Source organism: Pseudomonas sp. GD03862 (genome assembly GCF_029840855.1).
GTDB classification, from domain to species: Bacteria; Pseudomonadota; Gammaproteobacteria; order Pseudomonadales; family Pseudomonadaceae; genus Aquipseudomonas; species Aquipseudomonas alloputida.
On sequence record NZ_JAOCDI010000006.1, the window covers coordinates 152631 to 171532 of the forward strand.

The 18902-nt window shown below is 60.5% G+C and carries 20 protein-coding genes and 2 tRNA genes; 12 read left to right on the plus strand and 10 right to left on the minus strand.

Translation table 11 applies throughout. From position 1 onward, the window contains the following. Positions 1 to 300: 300 nt before the first annotated feature. The 3 genes from ahpC to N5D53_RS06445 all read left to right on the plus strand — a co-directional run bounded on the left by ahpC (position 301) and on the right by N5D53_RS06445 (position 3359). Entirely contained in the window at positions 301 to 864 is a 564-nt protein-coding gene (ahpC, locus tag N5D53_RS06435) for an alkyl hydroperoxide reductase subunit C (protein ID WP_003250537.1), read from the plus strand. A 124-nt stretch (positions 865 to 988) separates the two neighbouring features. Beyond that, positions 989 to 2551 carry an alkyl hydroperoxide reductase subunit F gene (gene ahpF, locus N5D53_RS06440; RefSeq protein WP_014591572.1) on the plus strand — a complete coding sequence of 521 codons (1563 nt, stop codon included), beginning with the start codon at positions 989 to 991 and terminating at the stop codon, positions 2549 to 2551. A 619-nt stretch (positions 2552 to 3170) separates the two neighbouring features. Continuing rightward, a complete protein-coding gene (locus N5D53_RS06445; protein ID WP_003250541.1) occupies positions 3171 to 3359 on the plus strand; it encodes a hypothetical protein in 189 nt (62 codons plus the stop codon). A gap of 4 nt (positions 3360 to 3363) precedes the next feature. Here N5D53_RS06445 and N5D53_RS06450 read toward each other — a convergent pair whose 3' ends face one another. The 3 genes from N5D53_RS06450 to nhaR all read right to left on the minus strand — a co-directional run bounded on the left by N5D53_RS06450 (position 3364) and on the right by nhaR (position 6302). Beyond that, positions 3364 to 4011: a DUF480 domain-containing protein gene (locus N5D53_RS06450; protein ID WP_104887383.1), complete on the minus strand. Its 648-nt coding sequence runs from the start codon at positions 4009 to 4011 to the stop codon at positions 3364 to 3366. An 88-nt stretch (positions 4012 to 4099) separates the two neighbouring features. Next, positions 4100 to 5311, minus strand: a complete 1212-nt coding sequence (gene sstT / locus N5D53_RS06455; RefSeq protein WP_190869119.1) for a serine/threonine transporter SstT — start codon at positions 5309 to 5311, stop codon at positions 4100 to 4102. 97 nt (positions 5312 to 5408) lie between these two features. Further along, positions 5409 to 6302, minus strand: coding sequence for a transcriptional activator NhaR (gene nhaR / locus N5D53_RS06460; RefSeq protein ID WP_004573709.1), 894 nt, complete (start codon positions 6300 to 6302; stop codon positions 5409 to 5411). 132 nt (positions 6303 to 6434) lie between these two features. Between nhaR and N5D53_RS06465 the strand changes: the two genes are divergently transcribed. Then, a complete protein-coding gene (locus tag N5D53_RS06465) occupies positions 6435 to 6674 on the plus strand; it encodes a hypothetical protein (protein ID WP_020191237.1) in 240 nt (79 codons plus the stop codon). 28 nt (positions 6675 to 6702) lie between these two features. Continuing rightward, on the plus strand, positions 6703 to 7455 hold the full coding sequence (locus tag N5D53_RS06470; RefSeq protein ID WP_003250551.1) for a TerC family protein: 753 nt from the start codon (positions 6703 to 6705) through the stop codon (positions 7453 to 7455). A gap of 129 nt (positions 7456 to 7584) precedes the next feature. On the opposite strand, the gene N5D53_RS06475 is transcribed toward N5D53_RS06470, so the two are convergent. Then, a complete protein-coding gene (locus N5D53_RS06475; RefSeq protein WP_104887384.1) occupies positions 7585 to 7764 on the minus strand; it encodes a hypothetical protein in 180 nt (59 codons plus the stop codon). A gap of 166 nt (positions 7765 to 7930) precedes the next feature. On the opposite strand from N5D53_RS06475, the gene N5D53_RS06480 reads away from it, so the two are divergent. Next, a complete protein-coding gene (locus tag N5D53_RS06480; RefSeq protein WP_104962072.1) occupies positions 7931 to 8665 on the plus strand; it encodes a peptidase C39 family protein in 735 nt (244 codons plus the stop codon). Between the two features lie 88 nt (positions 8666 to 8753). Here the strand turns inward: N5D53_RS06480 and N5D53_RS06485 are convergent, their stop codons facing one another. Beyond that, positions 8754 to 10037 carry an FAD-binding oxidoreductase gene (locus N5D53_RS06485; RefSeq protein ID WP_003250557.1) on the minus strand — a complete coding sequence of 428 codons (1284 nt, stop codon included), beginning with the start codon at positions 10035 to 10037 and terminating at the stop codon, positions 8754 to 8756. Positions 10038 to 10240: 203 nt separating this feature from the next. Here N5D53_RS06485 and N5D53_RS06490 point away from each other — a divergent pair. The 4 genes from N5D53_RS06490 to N5D53_RS06505 all read left to right on the plus strand — a co-directional run bounded on the left by N5D53_RS06490 (position 10241) and on the right by N5D53_RS06505 (position 11790). Next, positions 10241 to 10317 (plus strand) — tRNA-Val (locus tag N5D53_RS06490). 171 nt (positions 10318 to 10488) lie between these two features. Next, positions 10489 to 10565: transfer RNA gene (locus N5D53_RS06495), tRNA-Val, on the plus strand. A 131-nt stretch (positions 10566 to 10696) separates the two neighbouring features. After that, complete coding sequence (locus tag N5D53_RS06500; protein WP_014591568.1) at positions 10697 to 11266, plus strand: SPOR domain-containing protein; 570 nt, start codon at positions 10697 to 10699, stop codon at positions 11264 to 11266. Positions 11267 to 11364: 98 nt separating this feature from the next. Beyond that, positions 11365 to 11790 (plus strand): hypothetical protein, encoded by a 426-nt coding sequence (locus N5D53_RS06505; protein ID WP_010953397.1) that lies wholly within the window; start codon positions 11365 to 11367, stop codon positions 11788 to 11790. 3 nt (positions 11791 to 11793) lie between these two features. On the opposite strand, the gene N5D53_RS06510 is transcribed toward N5D53_RS06505, so the two are convergent. The 4 genes from N5D53_RS06510 to cynS all read right to left on the minus strand — a co-directional run bounded on the left by N5D53_RS06510 (position 11794) and on the right by cynS (position 14284). Next, positions 11794 to 12486 carry an endonuclease I family protein gene (locus N5D53_RS06510; RefSeq protein ID WP_104962071.1) on the minus strand — a complete coding sequence of 231 codons (693 nt, stop codon included), beginning with the start codon at positions 12484 to 12486 and terminating at the stop codon, positions 11794 to 11796. Positions 12487 to 12492: 6 nt separating this feature from the next. After that, positions 12493 to 12735: a DUF1654 domain-containing protein gene (locus tag N5D53_RS06515; protein ID WP_004574330.1), complete on the minus strand. Its 243-nt coding sequence runs from the start codon at positions 12733 to 12735 to the stop codon at positions 12493 to 12495. A gap of 219 nt (positions 12736 to 12954) precedes the next feature. Continuing rightward, the gene (locus N5D53_RS06520; protein WP_104962070.1) at positions 12955 to 13779 is read right to left on the minus strand and encodes a formate/nitrite transporter family protein; all 825 of its coding nucleotides are present in this window, start codon (positions 13777 to 13779) and stop codon (positions 12955 to 12957) included. A 64-nt stretch (positions 13780 to 13843) separates the two neighbouring features. Beyond that, complete coding sequence (gene cynS / locus N5D53_RS06525; RefSeq protein ID WP_104962069.1) at positions 13844 to 14284, minus strand: cyanase; 441 nt, start codon at positions 14282 to 14284, stop codon at positions 13844 to 13846. 201 nt (positions 14285 to 14485) lie between these two features. On the opposite strand from cynS, the gene N5D53_RS06530 reads away from it, so the two are divergent. After that, a complete protein-coding gene (locus N5D53_RS06530) occupies positions 14486 to 16360 on the plus strand; it encodes a sigma 54-interacting transcriptional regulator (protein WP_190869120.1) in 1875 nt (624 codons plus the stop codon). A gap of 124 nt (positions 16361 to 16484) precedes the next feature. On the opposite strand, the gene N5D53_RS06535 is transcribed toward N5D53_RS06530, so the two are convergent. Continuing rightward, a complete protein-coding gene (locus tag N5D53_RS06535; RefSeq protein WP_010953400.1) occupies positions 16485 to 17573 on the minus strand; it encodes an asparaginase in 1089 nt (362 codons plus the stop codon). A 368-nt stretch (positions 17574 to 17941) separates the two neighbouring features. On the opposite strand from N5D53_RS06535, the gene N5D53_RS06540 reads away from it, so the two are divergent. Next, on the plus strand, positions 17942 to 18901 hold the full coding sequence (locus N5D53_RS06540) for a sugar ABC transporter substrate-binding protein (protein WP_190869121.1): 960 nt from the start codon (positions 17942 to 17944) through the stop codon (positions 18899 to 18901). The last annotated feature ends 1 nt before the right edge of the window (position 18902 follow it).

Below are 18902 nucleotides of genomic sequence, written 5' to 3' on the forward strand. Positions count from 1 at the left end.
CGTTGCAAGGCAACAGTGATCCGACATGGCGGCTTGGCAGCCGTCAGAGGGGCCCGGTATCACATGGGCTTGAGCCTAGACCCGTTTGCCCGTGATGCCGAATGGGGAGCTGTTACATTTCTTTGCCAGTGCAGCGCTCAGGACCGCAATCCTTTGCTCAGCCCGTTCCCTTCTATTAAGTAACCCCGGTTATAGCCAAAACCAATCGAAAGCATGAGCTTTGCCAATGAGCCTTCAGCGGGATGATTAGTTAGGATTCTATCCATCAACTGATTCCAACCCCATGAAGGAGTGTCTCTCATGCCAATCATCAACAGCCAGGTCAAACCTTTCAACGCCACCGCCTACCACAAAGGCGAGTTCGTTCAGGTCAGCGAAGCCGATCTGAAAGGCAAGTGGTCTGTCGTGTTCTTCTACCCGGCCGACTTCACCTTCGTTTGCCCGACCGAGCTGGGTGACCTTGCTGACAACTACGCCGAGTTCCAGAAACTGGGCGTGGAAATCTACGGTGTTTCCACCGACACCCACTTCACTCACAAAGCCTGGCACGACACTTCGGACACCATCGGCAAGATCGAATACCCGCTGATCGGTGACCCGACTCACGTCATTTCGCGCAACTTCGACGTGCTGATCGAAGAAGCCGGCCTGGCCGACCGCGGTACCTTCGTGATCAACCCGGAAGGCCAGATCAAGATTGTCGAGCTGAACGACGGTGGTGTAGGCCGTGATGCTGCTGAACTGCTGCGTAAGGTCAAGGCTGCTCAGTACGTTGCCGCTCACCCAGGCGAAGTGTGCCCGGCCAAGTGGAAAGAAGGCGAAGCCACTCTGGCGCCGTCGCTGGACCTCGTAGGCAAGATCTAAGGTCATGCCCATAACGCGGGCGGTAAGCAGCCGCCAAAGCTGAAGTACCTACCGCCCCGTCAAACGCCCGGGCGACCTCGCCTGGGCGTTTTTGTATCCGAGTTTTGAAAAAGGAATCGCCCGTATGTTGGACGCCACGCTTAAATCGCAACTGAAAACCTACCTGGAGCGGGTCACCCAGCCGATCGAGATCGTTGCTTCCCTCGACGACGGCGCGAAGTCCCGCGAATTGCACGACCTGCTGGTGGAGATTGCCGGCCTGTCGAACCTCATTACCTTCAGCGCGGACGGTACTGATGCCCGTCGCCCTTCGTTCTCGCTGAACCGCCCGGGTGCCGATATCAGCCTGCGCTTCGCCGGCATCCCCATGGGTCACGAATTCACCTCGCTGGTGCTGGCACTGCTGCAAGTTGGTGGCCACCCGTCAAAGGCCAGTGCCGAAGTGATCGAGCAGATCCAGGCCCTGGAAGGTGAATTCAACTTCGAAACCTACTTCTCGCTGTCGTGCCAGAACTGCCCGGACGTCGTCCAGGCACTGAACCTGATGGCGGTACTCAACCCCAACGTGCGCCATGTTGCCATCGACGGTGCGCTGTTCCAGGACGAAGTGGAATCGCGCAAGATCATGGCGGTACCGAGTATCTACCTCAACGGTGAAGTGTTTGGTCAGGGCCGTATGGGCCTGGAAGAAATCATTGGCAAGATCGACACCAACGCTGGCGCCCGCCAGGCCGAGAAGATCAACGCCAAGGAAGCCTTTGACGTGCTGGTCGTCGGCGGTGGCCCCGCTGGCGCCGCGGCTGCCATCTACGCTGCCCGCAAGGGCATCCGCACCGGTGTTGCCGCCGAGCGCTTCGGCGGCCAGGTGCTGGACACTCTGGCCATCGAGAACTTCATCTCGGTACAGGAAACCGAAGGGCCGAAGCTGGCCACGGCGCTGGAAGAGCACGTCAAACAGTACGACGTCGACATCATGAACCTGCAGCGCGGTGAAGCGCTGATTCCTGCTGCCGAGGGTGGTCTGCACGAAGTGCGCCTCGCGGGGGGCGCTTCGCTGAAGGCCAAGACCGTGATCCTGGCCACCGGCGCCCGCTGGCGCGAAATGAACGTGCCGGGTGAGCAGGAGTACCGCGGCCGCGGCGTGGCCTACTGCCCGCACTGTGACGGCCCGCTGTTCAAGGGCAAACGTGTGGCAGTGATTGGCGGCGGCAACTCGGGTGTGGAAGCGGCCATCGACCTGGCTGGTATCGTCGCCCAGGTGACGCTGATCGAGTTCGACAGCCAGTTGCGTGCCGATGCGGTGTTGCAACGCAAGCTGCGCAGCCTGCCGAACGTCAACGTGATCACCAGCGCGCTGACCACCGAGGTGCTGGGCAATGGCGAGAAGGTGACCGGCCTGCGCTACAAGGACCGCACCACGGATGAACAGCACGAAGTGGCACTGGAAGGCATCTTCGTGCAGATTGGCCTGCTGCCCAACACTGACTGGCTGAAGGGCACCGTCGAGCTGTCGCCGCGTGGCGAAATCATTGTCGACGCCAAGGGCCAGACCAGCATCCCGGGTGTGTTTGCCGCAGGTGACGTGACTACCGTGCCGTACAAGCAGATCGTCATTGCGGTGGGTGAGGGGGCCAAGGCATCGCTGGCGGCCTTTGACCACCTGATTCGGACTTCGGCACCGGCGTAAGCCTGTACCGGCCCTTTCGCGGTTAGAGCCGCCCTCACAGGACTGAGCAGTTGTTGAAACTGTGAAGATCCCCGTAGGCGCGGGTTTACCCGCGAAGAGGCCGGCCCTGCTGGCCAGTCTCCACCCGTCGTTCACCGTTGCCGCCGCTACCGTATTCGCGGGTAAACCCGCTCCTACGCAGATTGGTGGTGGACACACCTCGGGGGTTGGACGCAGGCCGTCGTGTAGGAGCGGGTTCACCCGCGAAGAGGCCGGCCCTGCTGGCCAGTCTCCACCCGTCGTTCACCGTTGCCGTCGCTACCGTATTCGCGGGTAAACCCGCTCCTACGCAGATTGGTGGTGGACACACCTCGGGGGTTGGACGCAGGCCGTCGCGTAGGAGCGGGTTCACCCGCGAAGAGGCCGGCCCTGCTGGCCAGTCTCCACCCGTCGTTCACCGTTGCCGCCGCTACCGTATTCGCGGGTAAACCCGCTCCTACGCAGATCGGTGGTGGACACACCTCGGGGGTTGGACACAGGCCGTCGTAGGAGCGGCTTTAGCCGCGAAAGGGCCGGTACAAGCAAAGCATCAACCCGAGGGTGTCTATGCTTACACGTAAACCCCTCAGGAATCACCCGCATGACCCTGATCAGCCGCGAACCCTGGTGGCTAGTCCCCCCAAAGCCCGGGCAGCAAGAGCAGGACCTGCACTGGGGCTACCTGGAAATCTACGCCGACGGTCGCGCTGTGTTCGTCGACCAGCGCCCCACTGACCGGGAGCTGGCCGAGCGCAAGAGCTGCCGCAATTTCCCCGACCCCGAGCCGTGACGGCTCAGCCTTCCAGCTCAGCCAGGCGCGCTTCCAGCGCCGCAATGCGGGCTTCGAGGGCTTCGATGCGGTCTTCTGACACACTGCCGCCAGTGGTGCGCGCGCCGCCTTCCTGCTGCCGTGCAGCAAGAATCGCCTCGATTTCCGCCGGGTCGCCCAAAGCATGGGTGTAGCGGTCTTCACGCTGGCCGGCCTGGCGTGGCAGGTGCAAGGCCAGGTCCCGCGAGATCAGGCGCTCCAGCTGATGCTGGATCTGCTCGGTGTCGTCAAAGTCGTGCAGGCGGTTGCTACGGGTCAGCAGTTCGTTGAGGGTTTGCGGGCCCCGCAGGAACATCAGGCCCATCAGCACCAACTGCGCTGGCACCAGCTCCAGTGCCTTGTCTACCCGATGTTCCCAGCGGTCGGCACGGCTGCCCATCTGCAGGCGGGTCATGCCCTGACCTTCGAGGGCGCGCAAGGCTTGGCCGACCTGGCCTTGGGTGAGGTTCATCACCGGCTCGCGGCTGGTCTTCTGGTTGCAGGCCAGGACCAGGGCATTGAGGGTCAGCGGGTAGCTTTCCGGGCTGGTGGCCTGCTTTTCGATCAGCGAGCCGAGAACGCGGATCTCGATGCTGTTGAAGCGGCCTTCACCTGCGGTTTCGTGTTCTGACATGGCCCTGTCTCGTGGCTGGGGAAAGGCCACTAGGGTAGGTAATGCCATCGCGTAAGGCAATTGGGGCCGCAAAGCGGCCCCGGCCCTCTTAGCCGTGGCGCTGCTCTTGAGCCTGACATGCCGCGGCAGTGAACAGCACATCGGTTGAAGAATTCAGCGCCGTTTCGGCCGAGTCCTGCAACACGCCGATGATGAAGCCCACCGCAACCACCTGCATGGCAATTTCGCTTGGGATGCCAAACAGGCTGCACGCCAGCGGAATCAGCAGCAGCGAACCCCCGGCCACGCCCGAGGCGCCGCAGGCGCACACTGCCGCTACTACGCTGAGCAGCACGGCAGTTGGCAGGTCCACCTGGATACCCAGGGTATGCACTGCGGCCAGGGTCAGCACGGTAATGGTGGTTGCAGCACCGGCCATGTTGATGGTTGCGCCCAGCGGGATCGACACCGAGTAAGTGTCTTCATGCAGGCCAAGGCGTTCCGACAACGCCAGGTTCACCGGGATGTTGGCGGCCGAGCTGCGGGTGAAGAACGCGGTAATGCCGCTTTCACGCAGGCACAGCAGCGTCAGCGGGTAGGGGTTGCGGCGGATCTTCCAGAACACGATCAGCGGGTTCATCACCAGCGCCACGAACAGCATGCAGCCGATCAGTACCGCCAGCAGGTGCAGGTAGCCGAGCAGGGCGTCCAGGCCAGACTGTGCCAGGGTGGAGCTGACCAGGCCAAAAATGCCCAGCGGGGCGAAGCGGATGACCACGCGCACGATCAGGGTTACACCATTGGACAGGTCTTCGACCACGGTACGGGTCGTTTCGCCGGCATGGCGCAGGGCCACGCCCAAGCCGATGGCCCATGTCAGCACGCCGATGAAGTTGGCGTTGAGCAGGGCATTGACCGGGTTGTCTACCGCGTTCAGCAATAGGTTCTGCAGCACTTCGGCGATGCCGCCTGGCGCGCTCAGCGTGGCCTCGCTGGTGCTTAGCGCCAGGTGCGAGGGGAACAGCATGCTGGCAACCACGGCCACCACTGCAGCGGCAAAGGTGCCCAGCAGGTACAGCCAGAGGATCGGGCGAATGTGGGTTTCCTGGCCGTGACGATGGTTGGCGACCGAAGCCATGACCAGGATGAACACCAGCACGGGCGCAACCGCCTTCAGGGCGCTGACAAACACTTTGCCAAGAAAGGCCAGGTCGCGGGCGATGGCAGGTGCCAGCAGGGCGAGGGCGATGCCGGCGAGCAGGCCGATGACGATCTGAGTCACCAGGCTGGTGCGGTTGAGGATGCGGAGGAAAGGGGTCATGTGCAGCGGTATCTCGGAATCTGGAAAGGGCGGACTTTACCATAGAGCACCTATAGCGCATGTCGGGCCGTGTTCTTTGTCAATCAGGCTTTTGCGGCTACCAGTGAAACAACTCCCGCCGCGCCCCCTCGGTAATCGCCACGATCCCTGGGTGCTTGACCTTGCGCTCCACCGAAATGGCATAGAACGATTCGTGCACGGCCTCGGTTTGCCCGATCAGTTGCACGCCATACTGACGGCACACCTCCTCGGCGATTACGCTGGGCGCAACGAAAATGCCGCTGCCCGACTGCCCGAACGCTTGCATCAAGGCGCTGTCATCGAACTCCCCCACGATCCGTGGCTGCACCTGCTGCTCGCCCAGCCACCGCAGCAAGCGGCTGCTTACCACGGTCTCCTGGCCGGGAACCAGCAGCGGAGCATCCTGCAGGCAAGCTGGAAAAGGACCTTCAAGCCGTTGTGCCAGCGCCGGGGTGGCGAAGAAGCTCAGCCCGCACTCGCCCAGCTTTTGGCTGTAGCACTTGATGTCCAGGTGGTTAGGCATGGGGCTGTCGGAAATCACCAGGTCCAGGCGCTGGATAGCCAGGTCTGCCAGTAACCGCTCAAGTTTGTCCTCGCGGCAGTTGATGCGCAGCACCTCTTCCAGGTCCATGGTCGGTGCCAGCAGGCGGTAGACAATGGATTTGGGCACTACGTCAGCCACCCCCACACGAAACAGGATCTGCTCTTGAGGGCCGGCACGCAGCATGGCTTCAAGCTCGCTGCCGATCTGAAACATCTGCTCTGCATACACCAGGGCCTGACGGCCGGTTTCTGTCAGTTCCAGCTGCCGGCCGGCGCGCTGGAACAGTTCCAGGCCGTAGGTTTGCTCGAACAGGGTGATCTGCCCGCTAATGGTTTGTGGTGTGAGGTTCAGCTGTTGGCTGGCGCGGGTAATGCTGCCCGTCTTGGCCACGGCCCAGAAGTAATGCAACTGGCGATAGTTAAGCACCGTCGGTCGTTCCGATTCGTAAAAACCGAAGTATATGCCATGAAAATACGAATTTTCCTGAACTATTGCCGTCTCTAGAATGCACGGCTATCAGGCGCCATGCGCCGCCGGGTTATTTCAAGCGAGGACACCATGCTGCAACTCAAATCCATTGGCACCCCGTTGGTGCTGGCTTTGGCCCTGTTCACCCTGGCAGGCTGCGACCAGGCCGAGAAATCCGCCCAGCAGATGCTCGACCAGGCCGCGCAGTCGGCCAAGCAGGCCATCGACGACACCAACAAGGCTGCCCAGCAGGCGCTGAGCGAAGCCATCGGCAGCGAAGGGCAGAAGCCCAAGGATGCCGAGAAGAAAGAAGAAACCCAGGAAATCTGACCCCAACCGCTGCTGCAGGATTTGAACAATGGAATATTTGCTGGAACTCGCCGCTAGCCCTACCGCCTGGGTTGCCCTGGCTACGCTGGTGGCCATGGAAGTTGTACTGGGCATCGACAACCTGATCTTCATCTCGATCCTGACCAACAAATTGCCGGTGGAGTACCGCTCCAAGGCGCGGCGTATCGGTATCAGCATGGCCTTGGTCATGCGACTGGCCTTGCTCAGCACCGTGGCCTGGATCGTCCAGTTGACCGACCCAGTGTTCGAAGTGTTCGGCAACGCCTTCTCGTGGAAGGATGTGATCCTGATTGCCGGTGGTCTGTTCCTGCTGTGGAAGGCGACCAAGGAAATTCACGAAAACGTCGACCCGCATGGCGCCAAGGAGGAAGCCAAGGTCTCCTCCACGGTTACCCTGGGCTTTGCTGCGGCGATTTTCCAGATCCTGCTGCTGGACATCGTCTTCTCGGTCGACAGCATCATCACCGCCGTGGGCATGACCGAGCACCTGCCGATCATGATTATCGCCGTTATCACGGCTGTGATCGTGATGATGGTGGCCGCCGATCCGCTGGCCAACTTCATCAACGACAACCCGACCGTGGTCATGCTGGCGCTGGGCTTCCTCATCATGATCGGCATGACGCTGATCGCCGAAGGTTTTGGCGCCCATGTACCCAAGGGCTATGTGTATGCGGCCATGGCGTTCTCGACGGCTATCGAGGTCCTCAACATCCTGGCCCGTCGAGCGCGTTTGAAGCGTGAGGCGGCTGAAGGCTGATGTAAAAAAGGGGCGTTCTGCGCCCCCTCGTGAACAAGCCCGCTTTCACAGGTACCTCGAGCCATACTGGCATCGCGAAATACCTGTGGAGCGGGCTTGTCAGTGATCAAGCTTCGGGAAATCCTGAGGTTAGCTCACCCCGACATGCCGCCGCGCCCGCCTTGCTGGCTGTGGCTTGGGTGTTGCCTGCGGGGGCAGGTGGTGATGGTGTGCGTGACGCCGCACGATACGCAGTACACCCCACAGCATGGCGGCTGCGACGCTCAGCCACATGCCTACCAGCATGAGAATTGCCATGGTCAGGCTCATCTGTGCCTCCATCTCTGCGGCAAGCGCTTGATTGGCCCGCGTTTACCTTCCAGACACTGCTTTAGTCTAGCCCTTCGTCCGTGACGTTCCATCGAACAATGGTCTATCTCTAGGGCCGATTCGCTCCAAGGCGCTGTCGGACTATACCCGCGCCGCTGTCGGACCTATGATCGGTGGCCAGAGCCGGGCGCTGCCTGCCTGGCGTTGGAACAAGCGAGTGTCCATGGAGCAACATTCCTTCAAGGCTGCCCCCCGGCGGCTACTGGCGGCCTGCCTGCTGGCTGCCACCCTGGCCGGCTGCGCCAGCGCACCGCCCGGCAACCTCAAGGGCCTGCCGCAGCGGGTCGAGATCAGCAGCGTGCCGTTCTACCGTGGCAACGCCAACCACAGCGGGGCCATGGCGCTGGCGGCAGTGCTGTCGCAGCAGGGGGCACCTATTACGCCAGGCTTGCTGGATAAGCCGCTGAACCTGCCTCAGGGTGCCGAAACGCTGGATACCGCTATTCCCCGTGTGGCGCGGGACTACGGCAGGGTGGTGTACCCGCTGGACAAGCAACTGGACGCGCTGCTGGCCCAGGTGGCGGCGGGCAACCCGGTGCTGCTGCGTTACGAGGAAGGTTCGGCCTGGTGGAGCGAGCCGCGCTATGCGGTGTTGATGGGGTATGACCGGTACAAGCAGCGGGTGCTGCTGCGTTCGGGCATGCACCGGCGGCAGGTGATGGCATTCGATGACTTTGCATCGGCGTGGGAGAAGCAGGGGAGTTGGGCGGTGCTGGTGCAGCCACCTCGGCAACTGCCGGCCCAGGTTGATCGCCAGCGGTGGTTGCACGCTGCGGATGAACTGGCCAAGGCGGGGCAAGAGAGTGCGGCGAAGCAGGCGGTCAATAGCCTGAACAAATAGCGTTGCCAGTGCCGGCCCTTCGCAGGTAAGCCCGCGCCCACACGGACTGTGCAAGCAGCACAAATCCTGTGGGCGCGGGCCGCCTGAATCAGAAGCCCAGGCGATCGCGCAGGCTGTAGTACCAGGCACCGATGGCGCTGAAGGGTACGCGCAGCATCTGGCCACCCGGGAACGGGTAGTGCGGCAGGCCGGCAAAGGCGTCGAAACGCTCTGCCTGGCCACGCAGGGCCTCGGCCAGCACCTTGCCCGCCAGGTGGGTATAGGTCACGCCGTGGCCCGAGCAACCCTGCGAGTAGTAGATGTTGTCGCCGATCCGGCCAACCTGTGGCAGTCGCGACAGGGTCAGCAGGAAGTTACCGGTCCAGGCGTAGTCGATCTTCACGTTCTTCAGCTGCGGGAAGGCCTTGAGCATTTTCGGGCGGATGATCGCCTCGATGTTGGCCGGGTCACGTGCGCCGTACACCACGCCGCCACCGAAAATCAGGCGCTTGTCGCTGGTCAGGCGGTAGTAGTCGAGCAGGTAGTTGCAGTCCTCGACGCAGTAGTCCTGCGGCAGCAGAGTGCGTGCCAGTTCTTCGCCCAGTGGCTCGGTGGTGATCACCTGCGTGCCGCATGGCATGGACTTGGCGGCCAGCTCGGGTACCAGGTTGCCCAGGTAGGCGTTGCCGGCGACGATGATGAACTTGGCGCGGACCTTGCCCTGCGGGGTATGCACGACCGGGTTGGCACCGCGTTCGATGCGCACGGCCGGGGTTTGCTCATAGATGATGCCACCCAGCGACTCGACCGCGGCAGCTTCGCCCAAGGCCAGGTTCAGCGGGTGGATGTGGCCGCCGCTCATGTCGAGCATGCCGCCGATGTAGCTGTCACAGGCAACCACTTCGCGGATGCGCTTCTGGTCCATCAGCTCCAGCTGATTATGGCCAAAGCGTTCCCACAGGCGCTTTTGCGATTCCAGGTGGCCCATCTGCTTGCTGGTAAGGGCGGCGAATACGCCACCATCTTTCAGGTCGCACTGAATGTTGTACTTGGCCACGCGTTCACGAATGATGCGCCCGCCCTCGAAGGCCATGTGGCCCAGCAGTTGCGCCTGCTTGGGGCCGACGGTGCGTTCGATGACATCAATGTCGCGGCTGTAGCTGTTGACGATCTGTCCGCCGTTGCGGCCCGATGCGCCGAAGCCGACCTTGGCCGCTTCGACGATGCTCACCTTGAAGCCGTTCTCCAGAAGGAACAGGGCGCTGGACAGGCCGGTGTAGCCGGCACCGATGATGCACACATCGGTTTCCACCTCACCCTGCAGCGCCGGACGTGGCGGCACCGGGTTGGCCGAGGCGGCGTAGTAGGACTGGGGGTAGGGGGTGTTAGCCATGCTGCAGGAACCTCGTGTTTTATATTTTTAACGAATGTACCGATGCTATCAATAATAATAAACACCCGCTAGTCGTCTGGTGAAAATCCTTTACGGGTCCCCCCTTAGCCAGCCTCTCTATAAAGAGTTTAAGATTCAGTAGGTTAGCGCGAAAAAAAGTGTTGACAGGGTTTTTGTAATGCGTAGAATGCGCACCACACGACAGGCACATAGCTCAGTTGGTTAGAGCACCACCTTGACATGGTGGGGGTCGTTGGTTCGAGTCCAATTGTGCCTACCAAATCGAAAAAGGGGTGATCCGAAAGGGTCACCCCTTTTTTCATTGTCCATTGCGCGTGTGCCGGAAAACCGCGGTCTGGACGCGAAGCGCCTGCATTCGAAAGTTTTTGATTTTTCTCAAAAAAAAGCTTTACAGGTACGCATCGGGCCACTAATATGCGCACCACACGACAGGCACATAGCTCAGTTGGTTAGAGCACCACCTTGACATGGTGGGGGTCGTTGGTTCGAGTCCAATTGTGCCTACCAAATCGAAAAAGGGCGATCAGAAATGATCGCCCTTTTTGCATTTGCGCCCGAAGCAGCGTGTAACGTTTGGTCGCGGTCCGGGCATACCCCGGCGTGCTAGAATCCGCCCCTTCGAATCTGGAGGTACACGCGTGCGCAAACTGGCTGTGGTAATGGCAGTGCTCGCCCTGGCGGGCTGTGAGAACGAGGTCGAAGGCGTGCACAAGCAGGTGGCCGAACACCTGCACAACCCCAAGACCGCCAAGTTCGGCAACGTGCGGATCGACACCCAGGGCACCATCTGCGGTCAGGTCCGCGGCAAGGACGATGCCGGGCAGTACGAAGCCTACCGCAGCTACGTGGCGATCAAGCGCGATGGCCAATACGACATCATCGTCGACGATACCGGCAACAACCTGCGTATCCGTGAGCTCTGCGGTGGAGCCGACCTGCAGCGCCGTGCCGAGGCGCTGGCAGACCAGCCGGCGCCACAGGGTTGGGACGTGGAAGTGGTGCAGGGCGCCAATATGGGTGCGCTCAGCGACATGACGGCGCGCCTGATCGAGAAGGGCATCCCCTCTTCGGTGGAGTACCGCGACGGCAAGCCGGTGGTGCTGCTGGGGCCGTTCCCCACCCGTGAAGAAGCGCAGGCGCGCAGGGACGAAGTGATGGCCAAGCTGGGTACCGATTCGGTGGTCATCCAGCACGGCGCAGCACGCTAAGCCAGTAAAAGTGGCGCCGCAGTCAAGGCTTGTGTCAGGCGCCGTTCACACAAGTTTGGCTATGCTTGGGGTGGTAGCTGCCAAACGGGGAGGGCCTCATGTCTACACTGGAGCGGGCCATTGCCGTGGCCGCCAGGGCGCATGAAGGGCAATACGATAAGGGTGGGGCGGCTTATATCCTCCACCCGTTACGCGTGATGATGCGGGTTTCCACACCTGAACAGCGGATTGTGGCGGTGCTTCACGATGTGATCGAAGACACCCCGCTGACCCTGTCCGACCTGGCGCGTGAGGGTTTCGCGCTGAAAATCCTGGCTGCGTTGCTGGCGCTTAGCCGCCGCGAGGGCGAGCCTTACCAGGATTTCGTGATGCGCCTGGGCGACGACCCGCTGGCGCGCACCGTCAAGCTGGCCGATCTGGCCGACAACAGTGATCTCTCGCGCATCCCCTGTCCGGGCCCCGCCGACCTGGCGCGGCTGGCCCGTTACCGGGAAGCCAGCGCCTACTTACAAACGCTGGCCTGAGGATCAACCGCACGCCTTGAGGTTGACCGGCCCCACGAACGCGTTTCCCCGCCCCATCACGCAGGCGACCTGTTGGTTGCGTTGCCGCTCCCAGGCTTGCGGCGGGTAGGTCTTGTTCCAGGCTTCGAACAGCTGGCGGTCCTGTTTGGACAGGCGGAGGTTGTACTGCTTGCTCATGTAGAAGTAGGTGCGGGCGATCATGCCGCGGATCGACGGGCGCGGCATCACCTTCTTGGCCTTGAAGTCGACCTGGGTCAGGCAGCGGCCATACTGGCCGCGTTGTTCTGGTAGCCAGCCGAAGCTGAAGTTGCTGCGGTCGCCGTTGACCTCGCCGATGCTTGGCACCAGGTTGTGCAGGTCGGCTTCGGCGCGTTGGTACACTTCGTCATGCTGCGAGCACTGCTTGCGCCCGCCACTCTGCCAGCACTGGCGCTGATGGCCGATCTGCCAGGCGGGTACGATGTGCTCCCACTCGATGCGCGACGCGCGCTGGGCATTCTTGCGTGGGGTATAGCCGCAAGATGCCAGGTCGACCTTGTTGCCTTTGTATTTACAGCCGCAATAAAACTCGGTTGATTGCGGCGCATAGAGCTTCCAGGCGACCTTCTTGGCCTCCTGGAAGGTGCGCGGGGCGTCGGCTTGAACAAGCGGAGCGGTCAGTAACAGGCAAGCTGCTGCGAAAAGCGAAACTCTCATGCGCAGTCAATCTTCCTTCGGTACGGTCCAGAAAATCTGCACACCGCCATCGTCGCGATGGGCGAGGGTGACGTTGTCGTTTTCTGCGATCTCCTGAAGCAGGGTCTCCCAGTCATCCGGGCTTTCCTGTTCCAGGCGGAAGATCAGCGCCGCACGGCTGCGCTGGGCGGTGGGGCTGTTGATGATCTTCTGGATGCGTACACCCAGCTGTTCATAGCTGCTCGGGGTGGCGGAGGCGGTGCTGGACACAGGAGTTTCCTTGTTTTGCTGTATGTGCATACAGTATTTCACTGTAAGTAAATTCGCAACAGCTTGTCAGGGGAAATCCAGCGTTGGTCTGTAAGCCATGACACCGTTCTGAAATGTAAACGATGTTCGGGTTAGTAGCAGTGCAAAGCAAAACCTCTTTTTTGTCCTGGATATGAAGGAGACAGGCGGCGACTGAGGCTGCCTGCCTTCTTTATCGCTTCAGCAGGTTGTTGCGCTGGTGGCTTTCTTCGCGGCCGTACGGATGTGGGTGCCGTACAGCGTCAGGCCTGTGAAGGCCAGGCCGCCCACCAAGTTGCCCAGTACAGTAGGGATTTCGTTCCACACCAGGTAGTCCATGAGCGAGAAATCGCCGCCCATGATCATTGCGGAAGGGAACAAGAACATGTTCACGACCGAGTGCTCGAAGCCCATGAAGAAAAACAGCATGATCGGCATCCACATGGCGATCACCTTGCCGCTCACAGAGGTGGAGATCATCGCGCCGACCACGCCCATCGACACCATCCAGTTGCACAGCACGCCACGCAGGAAGATCGTCAACCAGCCTGCCAGCCCGTATTGCTCGTAACCCAGGGTGCGGGCCTCACCGATGCTGGCAATTTTCTCTCCCACGGCACCGGGGGAAGCATGGAAACCATAGGTAAAGACGAAGGCCATCATGCAGGCGACCGTAAGGGCGCCGGCGAAGTTGCCGGCGAACACCAGGCCCCAGTTGCGCAGAATTCCCATAACGGTGACCCCGGGACGTTTGTCCAGTAATGCCAGTGGGGTGAGCATGAAGACCCCGGTGAGCAGGTCGAAGCCCATAAGGTAGAGCATTGAAAAACCAACCGGAAACAGTACTGCGCCTAGCAGGGCTGAGCCTGTCTGTACTGCGATGGTCACTGCGAATACGGCCGCCAGGGCCAGAATTGCCCCGGCCATATAGCTGCGGATCAGCGTGTCGCGAGTGGACATGTGGACCTTTGATGCGCCGGCATCGAGCATCTTGGTGACAAAATCGGTGGGTAGCAGATAAGACATGGCGGCTCCCTCAACTGCGGGTAATAGGCGGCACCCCCGGAGGGATGCCGAGGGTTGGATGGATTTACCAGGAACGGTATGGCAAGAACTTGCCATTGAGGGTCAACAGAACCCGGTCGCCTTTGGGGTCTTCGATTCGCTCGACATGCATGGAAAAGTCGATGGCACTCATGATGCCGTCGCCAAATTTTTCCTGGATAACGTCTTTCAGGGTCGGGCCATAGACGCCCACGACTTCGTACAGTCGATAGATCAGCGGGTCTTGAGGGATGGACTTGTCCCAACCCTTGACTGGGAAAGCGGTTAAGGTAGCGGCGACTTGATCATCCAGCTCCAATACCTCGCAAAGATGCGTTGCCACTTCCAGCGGTGCGCTGTTCATGCCGTAGCAGACTGATGCAAGCCATACCGGGGCCTTGCCCACTGCGTTGGCAATATCATCCCAGCTCAGGCCCTTGCGTGCTTTCGCGGCCATGATCAGGTGATGCATTTCAAGTTTGTCCATTATTTCTGCTCCCGCAGTCTGGTTAAAGGTGAACACACCCATAGCGAGAGATGTGCCAATCTCCTGCTTTTTGTAACTGCATGATTTTATTGAGTTATTTTTTGTTTGATGGCGAGGTTTATTTACGAAATTTCGTAAATTACGAACGGTCGTAATATTGTTCACGAAATGTCGTGAAAATCAGTTCGAGGATATCCATCAGTGACAGACGCCGTCGCCCTCGGAGTCGCTGCCGACTCCGCCGTTGCCATGCTGTTAATCCACCCGGTAGATGATCGGGTACTGCAAGCCAACAACGCCGCGCTTGATTTACTGGGCTGCGCCGCGAATGAGCTGCCCGGTCATGCCTTTAGCCATTTTCTGCGAGGGGGAATCGCACTGTGGGTGAGCTTTACGGATGAGGTGCTGACTCAAGGCGAAGCGTGGTCGGACGACCTGCTGCTGGTGGATCTGCAACTGCGGCAAATAGCGGTGGAGGTTTCGGCTAGCGCGGTTGAGGGCGGGAAAATTGTACTGGCGGTGCAGCGCCGCGACCTTCTGGAGCAGCGCCGTAACCGTGCTGAGGCGCGCCGGCAACACCGTTTGGGCCACGTGGGGTGGGAGCGGATCAGCCAGGTGTTCGAGCGCATCCAGCAGCAAAACCGGCTGATTCTTGGCGCAGTTGGCGAGGGCATCTATGGGCTCGATACCCGGGGCCAGACCACGTTCATCAACCCCGCCGCCGAGCGTATTTTGGGGTGGAGTGCCGTCGACATGATTGGCCAGGATGCCCACCACTTGTTCCACCACAGCCATAGCGATGGACGTGCGTTCGAGGTCAATCAGTGCCCCATTCATGCTTCGTTCAGCGATGGACAAGTTCATCGCGTGGACCACGAGGTGTTCTGGCACAAGAGCGGCGAACCAATCGCCGTCGAGTACACCAGCACTCCAATCTTCGAGATGGGAAGGCTGGTGGGGGCGGTGGTGTTGTTTCGGGACATCCGCGAACGACAACGCACTGAAGCGCGCCTGCGCGATGCGCTAAGTGAAGTAGAGCAGTTGAAGACTCGGCTGGAGATGGAAAACCAGTACCTGCAGGAGGAAATCAACGCCCACGGCAATCACCACGAGATCGTCGGCGAAAGCCCAGCGGTCAAGCATTTGTTACAGCAGATCGACCTGGTCGCAGCTACCGACGCCAACGTGTTGGTCACCGGCGAGTCAGGCACGGGTAAAGAGCTTGTGGCTCGCGCTATTCATGCCAGCAGCCCCCGGCGCGACCGCCCTCTGATTCGGGTCAATTGCGCCGCGGTGCCCCGTGAATTGTTCGAGAGCGAGTTCTTCGGCCACCTCAAAGGGGCCTTCACCGGAGCGGTCAGCAACCGAGTGGGTCGCTTTGAGTTGGCGGACGGAGGTACCTTGTTTCTCGATGAGGTGGGAGAGATTCCGCTGGAGCTACAAAGCAAGTTGCTCCGTGTTCTACAGGACCGCCAGTTTGAGCCTGTAGGCGACAATCGCACCAGGGCCGTTGATGTTCGAGTTATCGCCGCAACGAATCGGGACCTGCGCGATATGGTCGCCCGAGGGGCGTTCCGGGAAGATTTATACTTCCGCTTGAATGTGTTCCCTATACGCTCGGTGCCCTTGCGGGAGCGACTTGAGGACATTCCGTTGCTCGCCAGCCATTTTCTTGAAAGGGCTAGCCTGGCGTTTAACAAGCCGGGCATTCGCATGTCGCTGACCCAAGTCGCGGTGCTTCAGCAGTACGCCTGGCCAGGCAACATTCGCGAGCTTCAAAATGTGATTGAGCGACAGACCATAGTCTCCCGAGATGGTCGCGTGAGCTTTCATGAGGTTCTGGTGCCAAGCGCCCCGTCCAGTGGCCCTGTATCTTCAATTTCACAATGCCAGCCCGAGCCGACTGCCGACAAAGACTGGGAGCGGCAGATGAAACTGAATGCGATCTCTGTGCTCAAGCGAACAGCAGGGAAAGTCTCCGGCGAGGGTGGTGCTGCGCAATTGCTGGGGTTGAAGCCCACAACCCTGGCGTCTCGACTCAAAAAGTGGGGCGTTGATCCGAGAGATTACAAATAGAGCCGCTCGCGCAAGCCTGAGAAGAAACCCACTGATGCGAGCCCCAGTTGAGTGGCGGCGGGGCGGGGTTGATCTGGAAAGGAAGAATGGCCGGTGATGTGGGGCACCGGCCATGGGTGGTTAATCAGTACTCCCAGAAGATCCGCTGCAGCTCTTTGCTGTCCTGGGTCTTGGTCATTGCCACCATCGCCAGGATCCGCGCTTTTTGCGGATTCAGGTCGTGAGCCACGACCCAGTCGTTCTTGTCATCCGGCTGTTCGGCATTACGCAGTACGAAACCACCCTGGTTGACATGCGACGAGCGGATGATCTGCACGCCGTTCTTGCGCAGTTCTTGCAGCGCCGGGACTACCCGCGACGATACCGAACCGTTGCCGGTACCGGCATGGATCAGCGCCTTGGCGCCGTTCTGTGCCAGCGCCTTGTAGGCGGTGTCGGTGACGTTGCCATAGCCATAGGCAATGTCCACCTGCGGCAGGCTGCTGATCTGCTTGATATCGAACTCGGAATTGACCGTATGGCGCTTGGCCGGCAGGCGGAACCAGTACGATTTGCCTTCCACCACCATGCCCATCGGGCCCCAGGCGCTCTTGAAGGCTTCGGTCTTGATGTTGACCGCCTTGCTTACATCGCGGCCGGACTGGATCTCGTCGTTCATGGTCACCAGCACGCCCTTGCCACGCGACTGCTTGTCGCTGGCTACGGCCACGGCGTTGTACAGGTTGAGCATGCCGTCGGCGGACATGGCGGTACCCGGACGCATCGAGCCGACCACCACGATTGGCTTGTCGGTTTTCTCTACCAGGTTGAGGAAGAAGGCGGTTTCTTCGAGGGTATCGGTGCCGTGGGTGATGACGATGCCGTCGACGTCCTTGCTTTCGGCCAGCTCGGCGACGCGCTTGCCCAGCTTCAGCAGGTCGTCATTGCTGATGCTCTCGGAGGCGATCTGCATCACTTGCTCGCCACGTACATTGGCGATGTCGGCCAGTTCCGGCACGCCGGCGATGAGCTTGTCGACGCCCAACTTGGCAGCCTGGTAAGTGGCGCTGTTGGCAGCGCTGGCACCGGCGCCGGCAATGGTGCCGCCGGTGGCGAGGATGACCACATTGGCCAGCTTCTGTTGGGTTTCGGCTTCTTTGGCCGAGGCGCTGGATGGCAGGATCAGCAGCAGGGCGAGTGCGCTGGGGGCGAAGGTTTTCAGTGCGGCATTCATCGTTATTGTTCTCGCTTCCTAGTGAGTTAGTTATTGAGTCGCGCAGGGCTATAGGCATTTTTCGTACCAAGGCACCACGCGTTGCCCGGGTTGGAGCGGCCTTGCGTTGCAATGGGCTGTGTAGCAGCCCCGACAATGTGTGATGTTGCACCGAGCCGCGCCTGCCAAAGGCGGCATTGCATTCGTAATTCCGAACAAATAAAGGAAAAGGTGTTCGGTTTTTCGGAAAAGACTGCATAATCGGCCCCAGCAGCACTTTGGCCTCCGAAAGCCAAACGGATTTGACAAACAACGGTCCTGTTACCATAGTTGGTCAACGCAAACGTTTGCGATCCGACAAAAAAACACAAGATTCGGAGTCATCGTTCATGAAGCTGCCGTTCCCCGGTCGTGTGCTGGCCCTCGCTGTCATTTCCTCGCTTAGCCTCACCTTGCCATTGTCTGCCGCCCACGCTGAAGACAAGCCTAAGGTCGCCCTTGTCATGAAGTCGCTGGCCAACGAGTTCTTCCGCACCATGGAAGACGGCGCCAAGGACTACCAGAAAACCCACGCCGACGAGTTCGACCTCATCGCCAACGGCATCAAGAACGAGACCGACACTGGCGAGCAGATCCGCATCGTCGAGCAGATGGTCAATGCCGGCGCCAAGGCGCTGGTGATTGCCCCGGCTGATTCCAAGGCGCTTGTGTCGGCGGTGAAGAAGGCCATGGACCAGGGCGTGGTGGTGATCAACATCGACAACCGTCTGGACCCTGATCTGCTCAAGAGCAAAGGCATCAGCGTTCCCTTCGTCGGCCCCGACAACCGCAAGGGTGCGCGCCTGGTTGGCGATTACCTGGCCAGCCAGAAGCTCAAGGCCGGCGACCAGGTGGGCATTATCGAAGGCGTGTCGACCACCACCAATGCCCAGCAGCGCACTGCCGGCTTCAAGGACGCCATGGACGCCGCGCAGATGAAAATCGTCTCGGTACAAAGCGGCAATTGGGAGATCGACAAAGGCAACGCCGTCGCCGCCTCCATGCTCAACGAATACCCCGACCTGAAGGCCTTGCTGGCCGGCAACGACAGCATGGCCCTGGGCGCTGTGTCCGCCGTGCGTGCCGCTGGCAAGACCGGCCAGGTGCAAGTGGTGGGCTATGACAACATCAATGCCATCAAGCCAATGCTTGAAGACGGTCGGGTGCTTGCCACCCTCGACCAGGCGGCCAGCCAGCAGGCGGTGTATGGCATTCAGGCGGCGCTGAAAATGGTCAAGGGCGAAAAGCCTGATGTGGATGCCGACAACGTCATCCAGACCCCGGTCGAACTCATCACCAAGAAGCCCTGAT